Annotated in this window: 14 protein-coding genes and 1 riboswitch; of the genes, 6 read left to right on the top strand and 8 right to left on the bottom strand. The window is 69.8% G+C overall.

The genetic code is table 11. The features are described 5' to 3' along the window. Positions 1-280: 280 nt before the first annotated feature. From ACWC09_RS23745 to thrC, 3 genes are all read right to left on the bottom strand, one after another. The gene (locus ACWC09_RS23745) at positions 281-487 is read right to left on the bottom strand and encodes a cold-shock protein (RefSeq protein WP_007493268.1); all 207 of its coding nucleotides are present in this window, start codon (positions 485-487) and stop codon (positions 281-283) included. Between the two features lie 452 nt (positions 488-939). Next, positions 940-1,215, bottom strand: a complete 276-nt coding sequence (locus tag ACWC09_RS23740; protein WP_123761566.1) for a MoaD/ThiS family protein — start codon at positions 1,213-1,215, stop codon at positions 940-942. After that, on the bottom strand, positions 1,212-2,510 hold the full coding sequence (gene thrC, locus ACWC09_RS23735; RefSeq protein WP_450852576.1) for a threonine synthase: 1,299 nt from the start codon (positions 2,508-2,510) through the stop codon (positions 1,212-1,214). The genes ACWC09_RS23740 and thrC overlap by 4 nt, the downstream gene beginning before the upstream one ends. Positions 2,511-2,528: 18 nt before the next feature. Then, a riboswitch (SAM riboswitch) is annotated at positions 2,529-2,686 on the bottom strand. Between the two features lie 128 nt (positions 2,687-2,814). Here thrC and ACWC09_RS23730 point away from each other — a divergent pair. Together ACWC09_RS23730 and ACWC09_RS23725 are read left to right on the top strand one after the other, a co-directional pair. Further along, the gene (locus tag ACWC09_RS23730; protein ID WP_450852575.1) at positions 2,815-3,786 is read left to right on the top strand and encodes a glucosyl-3-phosphoglycerate synthase; all 972 of its coding nucleotides are present in this window, start codon (positions 2,815-2,817) and stop codon (positions 3,784-3,786) included. Between the two features lie 86 nt (positions 3,787-3,872). Further along, positions 3,873-5,351, top strand: coding sequence for an alpha,alpha-trehalose-phosphate synthase (UDP-forming) (locus ACWC09_RS23725; protein WP_450852574.1), 1,479 nt, complete (start codon positions 3,873-3,875; stop codon positions 5,349-5,351). Here the strand turns inward: ACWC09_RS23725 and otsB are convergent. From otsB to ACWC09_RS23710, 3 genes are read right to left on the bottom strand one after another with little or no spacing between them, the layout of a single operon-like run. Then, positions 5,339-6,184: a trehalose-phosphatase gene (otsB, locus tag ACWC09_RS23720; RefSeq protein ID WP_450852573.1), complete on the bottom strand. Its 846-nt coding sequence runs from the start codon at positions 6,182-6,184 to the stop codon at positions 5,339-5,341. The two genes, ACWC09_RS23725 and otsB, sit on opposite strands and share 13 nt — an antisense overlap. A gap of 9 nt (positions 6,185-6,193) precedes the next feature. Then, the gene (locus ACWC09_RS23715; protein WP_450852572.1) at positions 6,194-6,427 is read right to left on the bottom strand and encodes a DUF3263 domain-containing protein; all 234 of its coding nucleotides are present in this window, start codon (positions 6,425-6,427) and stop codon (positions 6,194-6,196) included. A 34-nt stretch (positions 6,428-6,461) separates the two neighbouring features. After that, on the bottom strand, positions 6,462-7,727 hold the full coding sequence (locus ACWC09_RS23710; protein ID WP_450852571.1) for an ABC transporter substrate-binding protein: 1,266 nt from the start codon (positions 7,725-7,727) through the stop codon (positions 6,462-6,464). Positions 7,728-7,829: 102 nt separating this feature from the next. Here ACWC09_RS23710 and ACWC09_RS23705 point away from each other — a divergent pair, with 102 nt between their 5' ends. The 3 genes from ACWC09_RS23705 to ACWC09_RS23695 all read left to right on the top strand — a co-directional run bounded on the left by ACWC09_RS23705 (position 7,830) and on the right by ACWC09_RS23695 (position 10,980). Continuing rightward, on the top strand, positions 7,830-8,771 hold the full coding sequence (locus ACWC09_RS23705) for an ROK family protein (protein WP_450852570.1): 942 nt from the start codon (positions 7,830-7,832) through the stop codon (positions 8,769-8,771). After that, complete coding sequence (nagA, locus tag ACWC09_RS23700; protein WP_450852569.1) at positions 8,771-9,916, top strand: N-acetylglucosamine-6-phosphate deacetylase; 1,146 nt, start codon at positions 8,771-8,773, stop codon at positions 9,914-9,916. The genes ACWC09_RS23705 and nagA overlap by 1 nt, the downstream gene beginning before the upstream one ends. A 134-nt stretch (positions 9,917-10,050) precedes the next feature. Then, on the top strand, positions 10,051-10,980 hold the full coding sequence (locus ACWC09_RS23695; protein WP_450852568.1) for a 1-phosphofructokinase family hexose kinase: 930 nt from the start codon (positions 10,051-10,053) through the stop codon (positions 10,978-10,980). 9 nt (positions 10,981-10,989) lie between these two features. On the opposite strand, the gene ACWC09_RS23690 is transcribed toward ACWC09_RS23695, so the two are convergent. Further along, complete coding sequence (locus ACWC09_RS23690) at positions 10,990-11,949, bottom strand: carbohydrate-binding protein (protein WP_450852567.1); 960 nt, start codon at positions 11,947-11,949, stop codon at positions 10,990-10,992. A 133-nt stretch (positions 11,950-12,082) separates the two neighbouring features. After that, on the bottom strand, positions 12,083-13,738 hold the full coding sequence (gene cdgB, locus ACWC09_RS23685; RefSeq protein WP_450852566.1) for a diguanylate cyclase CdgB: 1,656 nt from the start codon (positions 13,736-13,738) through the stop codon (positions 12,083-12,085). 347 nt (positions 13,739-14,085) lie between these two features. On the opposite strand from cdgB, the gene ACWC09_RS23680 reads away from it, so the two are divergent. Further along, a complete protein-coding gene (locus ACWC09_RS23680) occupies positions 14,086-14,682 on the top strand; it encodes a flavin reductase family protein (protein WP_450852565.1) in 597 nt (198 codons plus the stop codon). The last annotated feature ends 47 nt before the right edge of the window (positions 14,683-14,729 follow it).

Here is a 14,729-nt window from a genome sequence, read left to right as displayed (position 1 = left end):
GCCCGCGCCCGCGACGGACGGCTCGCATGCCTTGTGGTTCCTTGCCCCACCCGGCCTGCGGGCCTCACCGACCCGGTCCTTCGTTGTCACTCTCACCTTCAGAGTGCTAACGCCAATGATTAGCACTCGGGGTAGGCGAGTGCAAGCGGCTCTCGGGGATCGGCCAGGTCTCCCACGGACCCCCGGGCATGCCGGAGGGCCCGTACCCATGACTCCCCATGGGGTACGAGCCCTCCGAAGAAGAACGAAGAACGACGCTGCTGTTACTCCGGCGCGTGCTTCAGCCGGTCGCCAGGCGAACCATGTCCGCCTGCGGCCCCTTCTGACCCTGCGAGATCTCGAAATCGACCCGCTGGCCCTCTTCCAGGGTGCGGTACCCGTCCATCTGGATGGCGCTGTAGTGGACGAAAACATCCGCACCACCGTCGACCGCGATGAAGCCGTACCCCTTCTCCGCGTTGAACCACTTGACGGTGCCCTGAGCCATGCCTAACTCCCCTATTACTGGCCCTTGCACAGACCCGCACTTCGCGGATCCGGGTCAGACCTCACCCCCCACGGTTTGGGGGCGTGCGCCGGAACGCGTCGACCGCGGCTGAATGTATCTGCCCAACTGCCGTCTGCAACAGGTCAATCGGACGAGAATTCTGGACGGAAGGGGTCCGGAATGTAGTAAGAATTCGCCCGAATTCAGGGCAAGTCGGACCGCATAAAAGGCGCATAAGCCACAAAAGACGTGCACACTTTGGCTACTTCTCATCGCATCCGGAGCCGGTACCCATATGCGTCCGGCATACGAAAAGCAGCTGCTTCCCCAACTGTACCGTGCTCAACCATACAGAATTGCCCCCTCCGGTTCTCTCACGGAGGGGGCAATTCGATGAACTCTTGGTGACCGGCGTTACCGACGGTAATAATCGGGGCGGCCGGTATGCGCGGTCAGCCTCCGGCGACGGCCGGGATGATCGACACGCCCGCACCGTCCGGGGTGGCCGTCTCCAGCCCCTGCTCGAACCGCACATCGTCGTCGTTGACGTACACGTTGACGAACCGACGCAGCTTGCCCTGGTCGTCGAGAACGCGCGCGGCGATCCCGGTGTGGTTCTTCTCCAGGTCGGCGATGACCTCGGCGAGGGTCCCGCCCTCGGCGGTCACCTCGGCCTGGCCGCCGGTGTAGGTGCGCAGGATGGTGGGGATGCGGACGGAGACGCTCATGATGCGAGGCCAGCCTCTCGGAAGGAGTCGAGGTTCGGACGGATGGTCGCGGTCAGGCCGGTGTCCGAGGCCACCGCGTCCAGGGTCTTGAGGCCGTCGCCGGTGTTCAGCACGACCGTGGTCAGGGTCGGGTCGAGGAGACCGTTCTCGATCAGCTTCTTCGTGACACCCACCGTCACGCCACCCGCCGTCTCGGCGAAGATGCCCTCGGTCCGGGCCAGCAGCTTGATCGCGTCGACGACCTGCTCGTCGTTGACGTCCTCCACCGCGCCGCCCGTACGGCGCGCGATGTCCAGGACGTAAGGGCCGTCCGCCGGGTTGCCGATCGCCAGCGACTTGGCGATGGTGTTCGGCTTCTGCGGGCGGACCACGTCGTGTCCGGCCTTGTACGCGACCGACACCGGCGAGCAGCCCTCCGCCTGCGCGCCGAAGATCTTGTACGGCTTGTCCTCGACGAGCCCGAGCTTGATCAGCTCCTGCAGCCCCTTGTCGATCTTCGTGAGCTGCGAACCGGAGGCGATCGGCACGACCAGCTGGTCGGGGAGCCGCCAGCCGAGCTGCTCGCAGATCTCGTACGCCAGGGTCTTGGAGCCCTCCGCGTAGTACGGCCGCAGGTTGACGTTGACGAAGCCCCAGCCCTCGCCGGCCGGGTCGCCGATCAGCTCGGAGCAGAAGCGGTTCACGTCGTCGTAGTTGCCCTCGATACCGACGAGCTCGCCGCCGTAGACCGCGGCCATGACGACCTTGCCCTGCTCCAGGTCGTGCGGGATGAACACGCAGGAGCGGAAGCCGGCGCGGGCGGCGGCGGCGCCCACGGCACCGGCGAGGTTGCCGGTGGAGGAGCAGGAGAGGGTGGTGAAGCCGAAGGCGCGGGCGGCCTCGATGGCCTGGGCGACGACGCGGTCCTTGAAGGAGTGCGTCGGGTTGCCGGAGTCGTCCTTCACGAAGAGCTTGCCGGCGTCGACACCCAGCTCGCGCGCGAGGTTGTCGGCCTTGACGAGCTTGGTCCATCCGGGGTTGATGTTGGGCTTGTCCGCCACGTCCGCCGGGACGGGCAGGAGCGGCGCGTAGCGCCAGATGTTCGCGGGTCCCGCTTCGATCCGCTTGCGGAGCTCCTCGGTGTCGTAGGCCGAGAAGTCGTACGCGATCTCGAGCGGGCCGAAACACTCCTCGCAGGCGAAGACCGGACCGAGCGGTACCCGGTGACCGCACTCGCGGCAGGAGAGCGCCGCGGCGGGACCGAGGTCGACCGTCGTCGTGGAGTCCGTGGTGCTTGCAACAGTCTGCGCAGCCATGTGAGGCGAGGCCCTTTCTCCTCATCTTCCTCACGACGCATCTCGCCGTGAGACGGATTTGGCACCTTCCCTAGCCGGGGAGCCTCGCGGAAATGATCAACACTGATCTACGAGAGCCGGCTGGAGGGTTGCCGGGGCTTCATCGGGCCGTATCCCTCTGCCCCTCTGGATGAGCGGTATTCGGTTGTCCCTCCGACGACCTCGGACATGCGATGGTCATCGTCGTTGTTCAAGACTGTAACCGAAGGCCAGGACAGTTGAGATAGTCGTCCGAACCGCGAGACAAAAGTGAGGAGCCGCCTACGTGCTGGAAGAAGTCGAGCGCTGGCTGAGCACCCGCTCCTGGTCTGTCACCGATCGCCCGCTCCACCAGATCCTGGCCGCGAAGCAACGCACCGGTCAGTCGGTCTCCGTCGTCCTGCCCGCACTCAACGAGGAGGAGACGGTCGGCGACATCGTCGCCGTCATCCGCCATGACCTGATGCAGCAGGTCCCGCTCGTCGACGAGATCGTCGTCGTCGACTCCGGGTCCACCGACCGCACGTCCGAGGTCGCCGCGGCGGCCGGCGCGCGGGTCGTCCACCGCGACGACATCCTGCCCCGCCTCCCGGCGGTCCCCGGCAAGGGCGAGGTCCTGTGGCGCTCCATGCTCGTCACGACCGGGGACATCGTCTGCTTCATCGACGCGGACCTGAAGGAGTTCTCCTCCGACTTCGTCTCCGGGATCGTCGGTCCGCTGCTCACCGACCCCGGGATCGATCTGGTCAAGGGCATGTACGACCGTCCCCTGGGCACTGAGTTGGACTCGCTCGCCTCCGGCAAGACGCGCGGCCAGGGCGGCCGGGTCACCGAGCTGATGGCCCGCCCGCTCCTCAACATGCACTGGCCGCAGCTGGCCGGTTTCGTGCAGCCGCTCGGCGGCGAGTACGCGGCCCGCCGCAGCCTGCTGGAACAGCTCCCCTTCCCGGTGGGGTACGGCGTCGAGCTGGGCATGCTCGTCGACGCGCTGCATCTCGTCGGCCTCGACGCGCTCGCCCAGGTCGATGTCGGTGTGCGCAAGCACCGGCACCAGGACGGGCAGGCGCTGGGCCGGATGTCGGCGGCGATCTACCGCACGGCGCAGCTGCGGCTGGCGCGCGGGCATCTCATCCGTCCCTCGCTCACCCAGTTCGAACGGGGCGATGACGGTTTCGAGCCGCGTACCTACTCCGTGGACACGGAGGAGCGGCCGCCGATGGCGGAGATCGCGGAGTACGCCTCGCGGAAGGTCGCCTGACGGTGCGCGTCACGTGCTGTATACGGTGCACCCGCAGAGCGCAACCAAACGTTTGAGCGTTTCCGGGCCGGGCTAAGTTGAGGCGTATGGCTTCCACGCACGGTGCTGCCCATCAGGTGCTGGTCGCGTCCAACCGCGGCCCGGTCTCGTACGCCCTCCAGCAGGACGGCTCGCTGACCGCCAAGCGCGGCGGCGGCGGGCTGGTCTCCGGTCTGTCCGCGATCGGGCCGGAGGCGGGCGCCCTGTGGGTGTGCTCGGCCCTGAGCGACGGCGACCGCGAGGCCGTGCGGCGCGGGGTCGGCGAGGAGGGCGTGCGGATGCTCGCCATCCCGGCCGACGTGCACGCGGACGCGTACAACGGCATCGCGAACTCGGTCCTCTGGTTCGTCCACCACATGCTGTACCAGACGCCGCTGGAGCCGGTCTTCGACGCGGAGTTCCGCCGGCAGTGGGAGTCGTACGAGACCTACAACCGGGCCTTTGCGGAGGCGCTGGCGGAGGAGGCGGGCGACGGCGCGGCGGTCCTGGTCCAGGACTACCACCTGTGCCTCGTCCCCGGGATGCTGCGGGAGCTGCGGCCTGACCTGCGGATCGGGCACTTCTCGCACACGCCGTGGGCGCCGCCCGACTACTTCCGGATGCTGCCGGACGACATCCAGGTGCGGCTGATGGAGGGCATGCTCGGGGCGGACCGGGTGGCGTTCCTGACCTGGCGGTGGGCTACCGCGTTCCAGAACTGTGTGCAGGGGCTCGACCCCTGTCGCTGGGAGGTCACGTGGCCGTCGGGCGCCCCCCGGACGATCGAGCACCTGCTCGACGGCAGGCGGCGCACCCGCGAGACGTTCATCGGCGTCCACGGCCTCGGCGCCGACGCCGAGTTCCTGCACGCCCGCTCGCACGAGGCGGACGTCGAGGAGCGGATGGCGGCCCTGCGCGAGGAGATCGGCGCGGGCCGCAAGGCGATCGTCCGGGTGGACCGCACCGAGCTGTCGAAGAACATCGTGCGGGGGCTGCTGGCGTACCGGCAGCTCCTCGACGACCACCCGGAGTGGCGCGAGCGGGTCGTGCACGTGGCCTTCGCCTACCCCTCCCGCCAGGACCTCGCCGTCTACCGGGACTACACGGCGGCGGTGCAGCGTCTGGCGGGCGAGATCAACTCCCAGTACGGGACGCCGGCTTGGACCCCGGTCGTACTGCACGTCAAGGACGACTTCGCGCGCTCGCTGGCGGCGTACCGGCTGGCCGACGTGGCGCTGGTCAACCCGATCCGGGACGGCATGAACCTGGTCGCGAAGGAGATGCCGGTCGTCTCCGACGAGGGGTGCGTGCTGGTGCTGTCGCGGGAGGCGGGGGCGTTCCAGGAGCTGGGCAAGGACGCGATCGTGGTGAACCCGTACGACGTGATCGGGACGGCGCGGGCCCTGCACGAGGCGTTGGGCATGCCGGTGGAGGAGCGGGCGGAGCGCACGAAGCGGCTCGCGGCCGCCGCGACCGCGTTGCCGCCGGCGCAGTGGTTCCTGGACCAGTTGCAGGCCCTGCGCGACGTGACCGATCAGCCCAGCTGAGCGGTCAGCCCCCGCAGCAGCTGCACCAGCCCCGTCGGCCCGTCCACCACCAGGTCGGCCCGCTCCCGCAGCTCCGTCACCTCGTCGCTGCCGCTGCACACCAGCAGGCCCGGGGTGCCGTCGGAGCGGAGCTTGTCCACCGCGGCGAAGGCCGGAAGATCTCCCAGGTCGTCGCCGGCGTAGAGGACGGCCGTCGCGTCGATCTCGCGGACGTACTCCAGCAGGGCCACGCCCTTGTCCATCCCCGGTGGCCGGAGCTCCAGGACCATACGGCCGGGCTCGACGATCAGCCCATGCCGGGTGGCGAGGTCGGTGAGGGGTTCGCGGAGGGCCTCGAAGGCGGCCTGGGGGTCGGTGGCCCGGCGGGTGTGGACGGCGACCGCGCGCCCCTTCTCCTCGATCCAGGTGCCCTGCCAGGCCCCGATCCGGTCGAGGAATCCGGGCAGCTCGGCGCGGACGGCGGCGACACCCGGGTGCGGGGCGGGGGCGTTGACCTCACCGCTGACCGCGTCCCAGCGCTCGGCGCCGTAGTGGCCCAGGACGACCAGGTGCTCCAGCCCGGCGACCCCGGCGAAGCCCCCGTGCCGGACAGCGACCCCGGCCGGGCGACCGGTGACGACCGCCACGGACGCCACCTTCGGCGCGAGCCCCGCCAGCGCCGGCACGGCGTCCGGGTGCGCCCGGGCCTGCTCGGGGTCCGGCACGATCGGGGCGAGGGTCCCGTCGAAGTCGAAGGCGAGCACCGACTTCGCGGGGTTCGCGAGGATGGCGGCGAGTCCGTCACGCCCAGCCTGGGTGGACGGCACCGGCAGAGGATCCGTAGGGCTACCCATACCGCGACCTTAACGGTCTCCCCGCCGCTGCTCCCTCACTCTTCTCAGCCTGTTCACCGTCACCGGATCATGAGCGAGGGCCCTCTCGTCGTCCAGGAGGGCGTTCAGCAGCTGGTAGTAGCGGACCGGAGGCAGCCCCAGCTCCTCCCGTATCGCCCGCTCCTTCACGCCGGGACCGGAGAAACCACGGCGCTCGAGAGCGAGTACGGCCCGCTCGCGCTCCCCCAGCTGCTCCTGACTCATGCAACCGACCGTAACCCCGACCACTGACAACGAACTAGTCCGCGTTCTCCGCCGACGAGGCCGCGGCCTGCAGCTGGGCCAGCGTGGCCGCCGGGTTTCCGCCCGAAGCGACCGCCTGTCCTATCCGCTTCTTCACCTCGGCGCTCACGGCCGCCCAGGACATCTTGTCCACGGGATACATCTCCGACTCCGGCAACTCGTCCAGGAACGGCTTGAGGTCGGCGTCCTCCGCGTCCGAACTCATGGCCTCGGAGGCCGAGTTGGTGACCGGCAGCAGGTCGTACTCGTGCGAGAAGGCGAGGACGTTCTTCTTGTCGTAGACGAAGTCGAGGAAGTCGCCCGTCTGCTTGGCGTGGCCGTTCTTCTTGAAGGCCATCATCCAGTCGGCGACGCCCAGCGCGGTCTTGCTCTGCCCGTCGACGCCCGGCATCGGCACCATGCCGAACTTCACGCCCTTCCTGGCGGCGATCTTCATCAGCGAGGGGTGGCCGTTCAGCATGCCGACGTCGCCGCCCGCGAAGGCGGCGAACGCGTCCGCGCGGTTGAGCCTGCCCGGCGCGACCGGACCGGTGAGGCCCTTGTCGACCAGGTCGTTCTTCAGCCAGTCGAAGGTGGCGACGTTCTCCGTGGAGTCGATGCCGTACGTGCCGACGGTGTCCGTGTAGCCGCCCCCGCCACTCAGCATCCACTGCATCGTCTCGGCCTGCGCCTCCTCCGACCCGAGCGGCAGCGCGTACGGGTACTTCACGCCCCGCCCCTTGAGCACCTCCGCGTCGGCGGCGAGCTGCTTCCACGTTTTCGGCGCGGTGAGCCCGGCCTCCTTGAAGAGGGTCTTGTTGTAGAAGAGCAGCCGCGTCGAGGCCGCGAACGGCATCCCGTACTGCACGCCCTTCACCTCTCCCGCGGTGGCCAGCTGCGAGGCGAAGTCGGCCTGGGTGCTGATGGAGAGCAGGTCGTCGGCCGAGTAGAGCAGGCCCTTGTCGGCGTAGTCGGCGTACGCCCCGATCTGCGCCAGGTCGGGCGCGTCACCCGCGGCGACCATCTCCTTGACCTTGCGGTCGACGTCGTTCCACGAGTACACGCTGACGTCGATCTTCACGCCGGAGTGCTTGCTCTCGTACTCCTCGACCAGCTTGTCCCAGTACTTCTGGGAGCCGTCGGACGCCGAGTCGCCGTAGTCCGCCGCGACCAGCCTGAGCGTCACGTCCCCCGAGCCGCCCGTGAGGCCGCAGCCTCCCAGGACCGCCGTCATCCCCAGTGCGGAGACCACCGCGACCATTCCCGTCCTACGCCGCTGCACTACTCGCCCCAACTGTCTCGCCGTTCAATATGTGGACTCCATAAGGTCTACACCACGTGAGTGGACTAGACCTCTCACGGGTCGGCGGGCCACACTACACCCGTGAGACATGTCATCGCCCTTGATGTGGGCGGCACCGGGATGAAGGCCGCCCTCGTCGGCGCGAGCGGCGAGCTGCTCCACCGCGCCCGACGCGCTACCGGCCGCGAGCGCGGGCCGGACGCGGTGGTCGAGGGCATCCTCGACTTCGCCGCCGAGCTGCGCGCCTACGGCGCCGAGCACCTCGGCGAGCCCGCGTCCGCGGCCGGCGTCGCCGTCCCCGGCATCGTCGACGAGCAGCACGGCGTCGCCGCCTACTCGGCCAACCTCGGCTGGCGCGACGTACCCCTGCGCGACCTGCTCGGCGACCGCCTCGGCGTCCCGGTCGCCCTCGGCCACGACGTCCGCACCGGAGGTCTGGCCGAGGGCCGCATCGGCGCGGGCAAGGGAGCCGACCGCTTCCTCTTCGTCCCCCTCGGCACCGGTATCGCGGGCGCGATCGGTATCGCGGGCCGGGTGGAGTCGGGCGCGCACGGCTTCGCGGGCGAGATCGGCCACATCGTCGTACGGCCCGGCGGGGTTCCCTGTCCGTGCGGCCAGATCGGCTGCCTGGAGAGGTACGCCTCCGCGGCCGCCGTCAGCGAGGCATGGGCCCGGGCCTGCGGCGACCCGAACGCGGACGCCGCCGACTGCGCCAAGGCCGTCACGTCCGGCGACCCGAACGCCGTCCGGGTCTGGCAGGAGGCCGTGAACGCCCTGGCCGACGGCCTCCTCACGGCCCTCACCCTGCTGGACCCCCGCACCCTGATCATCGGTGGCGGCCTGGCCGAGGCGGGGGAAACGTTGTTCACACCGCTGAGGGAAGCGGTCGAGCGCCGGATCACTTTCCAGAAGGCGCCGGAGATCGTGCCGGCGGCCCTGGGCGACAGCGCCGGATGCCTCGGTGCCGGCCTACTCGCCTGGGACCTCCTCACTACAACTGACCGCACGGAGGTAACTACCTGATGGCTTCTAGCAAGGTTCTCGCCGGTGGCCAGGTGGTGCTTCCCACCGGGATCGTGAACAACGGCCGTGTCGTCGTCGAGGGGACGCGGATCGCCGGCGCGGCCTCCGACCACGCCGAGGTCATCGATGTCGGCGGCCATTGGGTGGTGCCCGGGTTCGTCGACCTCCACAACCACGGGGGCGGAGGAGCCTCCTTCACATCCGGCACGGTCGAGGACGTGCTGCACGGCATCCACACCCACCGCCTCCACGGCACCACCACCCTCGTCGCCTCCACGGTCACCGGCGACATGGACTTCCTCGCCCAACGGGCCGGTCTGCTCAGCGAACTCGCCGAGCAGGGCGACCTGGCCGGTATCCACTTCGAGGGCCCGTTCATCTCACCGTGCCGAAAAGGCGCCCACTCCGAGGAACTCCTGCGCGACCCCGACCCGGCGGAGGTCCGCAAGCTGATCGACGCCGCGCGCGGCAAGGCCAAGATGGTCACCCTCGCCACCGAACTCCCGGGGGGCATCGACTCCGTACGCCTGCTCACGGAACACGGCGTCATCGCGGCGGTCGGCCACACCGACGCGACGTACGAGCAGACGGTCGAGGCGATCGACGCGGGCGCCACCGTCGCGACCCACCTCTTCAACGCGATGCCGGCCCTCGGCCATCGCACCCCCGGCCCGATCGCCGCACTCCTCGAGGACGAGCGGATCACGGTCGAGCTCATCAACGACGGCACGCATCTGCACCCGGCCTCCCTCCAGTTGGCGTTCCATCACGCTCGCGCGGGTCGAGTCGCCTTCATCACGGACGCCATGGACGCGGCCGGTTTCGGCGACGGCAGGTACATGCTCGGCCCCCTGGAGGTCGAGGTCAGCGAAGGCGTCGCCCGCTTGGTCGAAGGCAATTCCATCGCCGGTTCGACCCTCACCCTCGACCGCGCCTTCAAGCGGGCCGTGACGGTCGACGGGCTCCCCGTCGAGGACGTCGTCGCCGCCATCTCCGCCAACCCGGCGCGGCTGCTCGGCATGGCCGACTCGATCGGCTCGCTGGAGCCCGGAAAGTACGCCGACCTGGTGGTTCTTGACCATCAATTCGACCTCAAAGGCGTGCTGCGCCGGGGTGAATGGGTGGTCGATCCCCAACTGGGGTGATGTGTCCGGCTGTTGAGGGCGGTGGTTGTCCTGAGAAACTGGGACGACCACCGTCCGTCCGGCATGATCGGCCGCCCGGACGGACAGATACGGCAAGCGCGTTCCGCATTCGTCTTCGGGGGAGGTCGGCCCAGGTGATCCTCACGGTCACACTGAACACCGCTCTCGACATCACCTATCGCGTGCGGTCCCTGCGGCCGCACGCCTCCCACCGGGTCTCCGAGGTCACGGAACGCCCCGGCGGCAAGGGCCTGAACGTGGCGCGCGTACTGGCGGCCCTCGGCCACGAGGTGACGGTCACCGGCTTCACGGGCGGCGCGACCGGAGCCGTCGTACAGAGCCAACTCACCGCGACACCAGGGGTGGTGGACGCCCTGGTCCCGGTCGCCGCCGCGACCCGCCGCACGATCGCGGTCGTGGACGAGCAGACGGGCGACACGACACAGCTCAACGAGCCCGGACCGACGATCACGCCCGCCGAGTGGTCCGCCTTCCAGGAGGCCTACGAGGACCTGCTGGCGTCGGCGTCCGCGGTGGCCCTGTGCGGCAGTCTGCCGCCGGGGGTGCCGGTGGGCGCGTACGCGGGTCTCATACGGACCGCGAGGGCGGCCGGCGTCCCTGTCCTCCTCGACACCAGCGGCGAACCCCTGCGCCGCGGTGTCGCCGCCCGCCCGGACCTGCTCAAGCCCAACGCCGACGAACTGGCCGAACTCACCGGCTCCCACGACCCGTTGCGCGCCGCTCAGGACGCCCGCCGCCGGGGCGCCCGCGCGGTGGTCGCCTCGCTCGGCACCGACGGTCTGCTCGCGACCGCCCCCGAGGGCCGCTGGCGCGCCGCCCCGCCCGCCCGCGTCCGCGGCAACCCGACCGGCGCCGGCGACTCCGTGGTCGCGGGCCTGCTGTCGGGCCTGGTCGACCAACTCCCGTGGCCGGACCGGCTGTCCCGCGCGGTCGCCCTATCGGCGGCGACCGTACTGGCGCCGGTGGCGGGGGAGTTCGACCGCGCGGCCTACGAGGAGCTGGCGGAGCGGGTCGCGGTGACCGGCCAGGTCACCGCCGCCTAGTGCCGCTCGCTAGCTGGTGACCTGGCCCTTCTTCAGGTACAGCTGGTCCAGTAGGACGTTGCACTTGTCGCCCGCCTGGCAGGTCACGGTGATGGTGTTCGGGCCCTTTTTGAGGGTGGGCCACGAGTAGGTCTTGGTCCAGCCCTTGGCGAAATCGCCGTCCTTGGCGTGCGCGTAGTTCTTGAAGCCGACCTTCGAGCCGAAGGTCTTGCCGTTCACGACGAGCGACATCGCCTGGTCCTCACCGGGGACGCTGTAGGTCGCGAACAATGTGTACACGCCCCCCTCGGCGAGATTGTCGATCGTCCAGGTGACCGACGCGCCCTCGTTGTTGAGGTTGCCCACATACGTGCCGCCGTCCGCACCGGCGCCCTCGACGTCCGACGCCGTGGTGGCGCCGCCGCCCAGCTGGAGGTCCTTGGCGTCGGTCTTCGGCAGGTCGGTGCCGGCCGCGCTGGCGCTCGCCGACTGGCTGGGCTCGGAGCTCTGCGAGGTGGAGGTCGAGGCCGAGGCGTCGCCGCCCGCCTTGTTGTCCGAGGAGTCGCCGCCCATCATCGCCACGCCGATGCCGATGACGACCGCGGCGACCACCGCGATCGCACCGATCAGCAGCCCCTTGGTGTTGGGCCCGCGCCGACCGCCACCGCCGCCGCTGTACGCCGGCTGCTGCGGGGCCGTGGGAGCACCACCGCCGCCGGGGAAGGTCTCCGGGGCCGCGTAGTGGGCGCTCGGCTGGCCGTACGTCCCCTGCTGCTGCGGGGCCTGCCCGTAGGCGGCCGTCTGCTGGGCCTGAGCCGGCTGGCCGTACTGGCGCTGGCCGACCGCGCGGTTCCGGTTGACGGAGCCCGGGTAGCCGTAGCCACCGCCACCGGACGGCGGCTGGGCGCCGTTGGCCTGGCCGTCGGCGTAGAGGTAGCCGAACGGGTCGTCGTCCTCGGGCGTGCTGGCGCCGTTGTTGCCGGACGTCATCCCTGGGTACTCCTCAGCGGTGCGGATCGAACGCGATACGGGGGGTCAGAATGGCGAGCCTACCCGCTCCACGTGCCGCAAACGGGTGACTCGGATCGCATCGTTCCGCCACCCCTGGCCCTGACCTGGGGTATCAGCCGGCCCGTCGATGTTGTTTGGGACGAGATCGTTTCTCTACGTACATCCGCTCGTCGGCTGACTTCAACACTTCGTCCGCGGTCATTCCGCAGTGTGCCCACCCGATGCCGAAACTGGCGCCCACCCGCATGGCCCGTCCGTCGACGCGGATCGGCTGGATGATCTCGTTGCGCAGGCGTACGGCCAGGTCCTGGGCATCCGCGCGGCCGAGCCCGTCGGCGAGAACCACGAACTCGTCGCCGCCGAGCCGGGCCACCGTGTCGCCGTCGCGCACGCCGCGGGTCAGCCGCCGGGCGACCTCGATGAGGACCGCGTCACCGGCGTTGTGCCCGAACCGGTCGTTGATCGACTTGAAGCCGTCGAGGTCGCAGAAGAGGACCGCGAGCCCCTTGGTGCCGTCGTCGCGCTCGCCCTCGGGGGCGACGGTGTGCACATGGTGGTCGAAGGCGTCGTAGGCGTCGGCGCCGCCCGGGCGGAAGTCGAAGCCGTGGCCGTTTATGTCGAACGCGGGGTGGCCGTAGGCCGCGTCCAGGGACTCCAGGGCGCCGGGGTGCGCGGGGCGGTGACACAGGCGGGAGGAGAGGCGGGAGCGAAGCTCGGCGGAGTTCGGCAGGCCGGTGAGGGAGTCGTGCGAGGCGCGGTGGGCGAGCTGCAGCTCGCGGCGCTTGCGCTCCTCTATGTCCTCGACGTGGGTGAGGAGGAAGCGGGGGCCGTCGGCGGCGTCCGCGACGACGGAGTTCCGCAGCGAGACCCACACATACGTGCCGTCCCGGCGCCCGAGACGCAGCTCCGCGCGTCCGCCCTCCGCGGAGGTCCTCAGCAACGTCCCTATGTCCTCGGGGTGGACCAGGTCGGAGAAGGAGTAGCGGCGCATCGCGGAGGCGGGGCGGCCGAGGAGCCGGCACAGGGCGTCGTTCGTCCGCAGGATCCGGCCATGCTGGTCGCCGCCCATCTCGGCGATGGCCATGCCCGAGGGGGCGTACTCGAAGGCCTGCCGAAAGCTCTCTTCACTGGCCCGCAGGGCCTGCTGCTCCCTTTCGAGCCTGACCAGTGCGCGCTGCATGTTGGCCCTCAAGCGAGCATTGCTGATCGCTATCGCGGCCTGGAACGCGTACATCTGCAGCGCTTCGCGTCCCCATGCGCCCGGTCGCCGGCCGTTGCGCGGCCGGTCCACGGACAGGACGCCGATCAGCTCGCCGCAGGTGCCGCCGGGCGCGGCGGGCATGTACATGGGCGCGAAGAGCCGGTCCGACGGATGCCACTCGTCCTCGAACCGGGGCGCGGGTCCGTCCGTGTACCACTGCGGGACGTCGTCGTCGTCGAGGATCCAGCCCTCGGTGTGCGGTATGAACACCAGGTCGCCCCAGTGCTCACCCATGGTGAGCCGGCGCTCCCAGGAGTCGCGGGAGCCGACCCGGCCGGTGATCAGCGCCTCGGCCGCCGGGTTTCCGGCGAAGGCGGCGACGACGAGATCGCCGTCGGGGCGGACGAGGTTGACGCACGCCAGCTCGTACCCGAGCCCGTTGACCACGCCGTCGGCGACGGTCTGCAGGGTGTCCGCCAGGCTGCGGGCCGTGTTCATGTCAGCCATGACCTGGTGCAGTTGTCGCAGAGTCGCAAGGCGGACGTAGGGCTCCGACTCGGTCTCCATGCTCGCCCTCCCCCCGAGACCTCGCAGCGAATCAAGGGTTCTCATCGGCGTATCGTTCTGGCAGCTTCCCAGCCACTGAATCACAGCGTGAAGCCCACTCGGTACACAGGGTCAACAATTAATGTCCCTTGTGACTCAAGTCACAACTAAAGATGAACAATTGAGTGGGGTTTCTGCGTTTTCCCTGTGCCTTTCCTGAACGCAAACTTTGTGCGGATGTGGAGATGGCACAAGATGCCGCAGAAGGGTACGGGAAGGCGGCTGATCGGTTCCGCCGATGGTCCTAGGTCCGGGCTGGTCCCGACGCCCGATGCGATCCGCGGGGTCCTCGGCCTAGCGTTTCGGACGTGCTGAACACTCCCCCTGCTGCCGCCCCCGCCCCCGTCCTGATCACTGCTCCGCCCGCCTCCGGGCATCCTGTCGGTGTGAGCAACGACGAGTTCCGCGCCGCCATGTCCCGGCTGACCGCGGGTGTGGTCCTGGTGACCGCGCAGGAGCCATCGCTGGACCCGGACGACCCGTCCGCGCCGGCCGGCGAGGACGTGGGCATGACGGCCACCGCCTTCATGTCGGTCTCCCTGGACCCCCCACTGGTCCTGGTCAGCCTGCGCAACGGCTCCCGCATGGACGACCTGCTCGACGAACAGCCCCTGTGGTCGGTCTCGGTCCTCTCCGAGAGCCAGCGCCACATCGCGGGCCGGTTCGCGATGAAGGGCCGCATCAGTGACCGGCTGTTGTTCGAGGACATCCCGTACGTCCGCGGGAAGGCGACCGGCGCTCCCCTGGTGGGCGGCGCCCTCGCGACCCTGGAGTGCCGGACCGAGCAGCGGGTGATCGCCGGTGACCACACGCTGGTGATCGGGCGGGTGCTGACAGCCGAGGTGCCGAGCGCGGACGGGGGGCCGCTTGCGTATTTCCGGGGGCGGTACCGGCAGTTGGGGTGACCTGCTCATTCCGTGGCACGCGCGCGTGGATGTCATTTACGGTGCGC

This window comes from Streptomyces sp. NPDC001617 (genome assembly GCF_053596855.1).
Note: the sequence above shows the minus strand (reverse complement) of the source record. Positions and strands in the feature narration are given on the sequence as shown.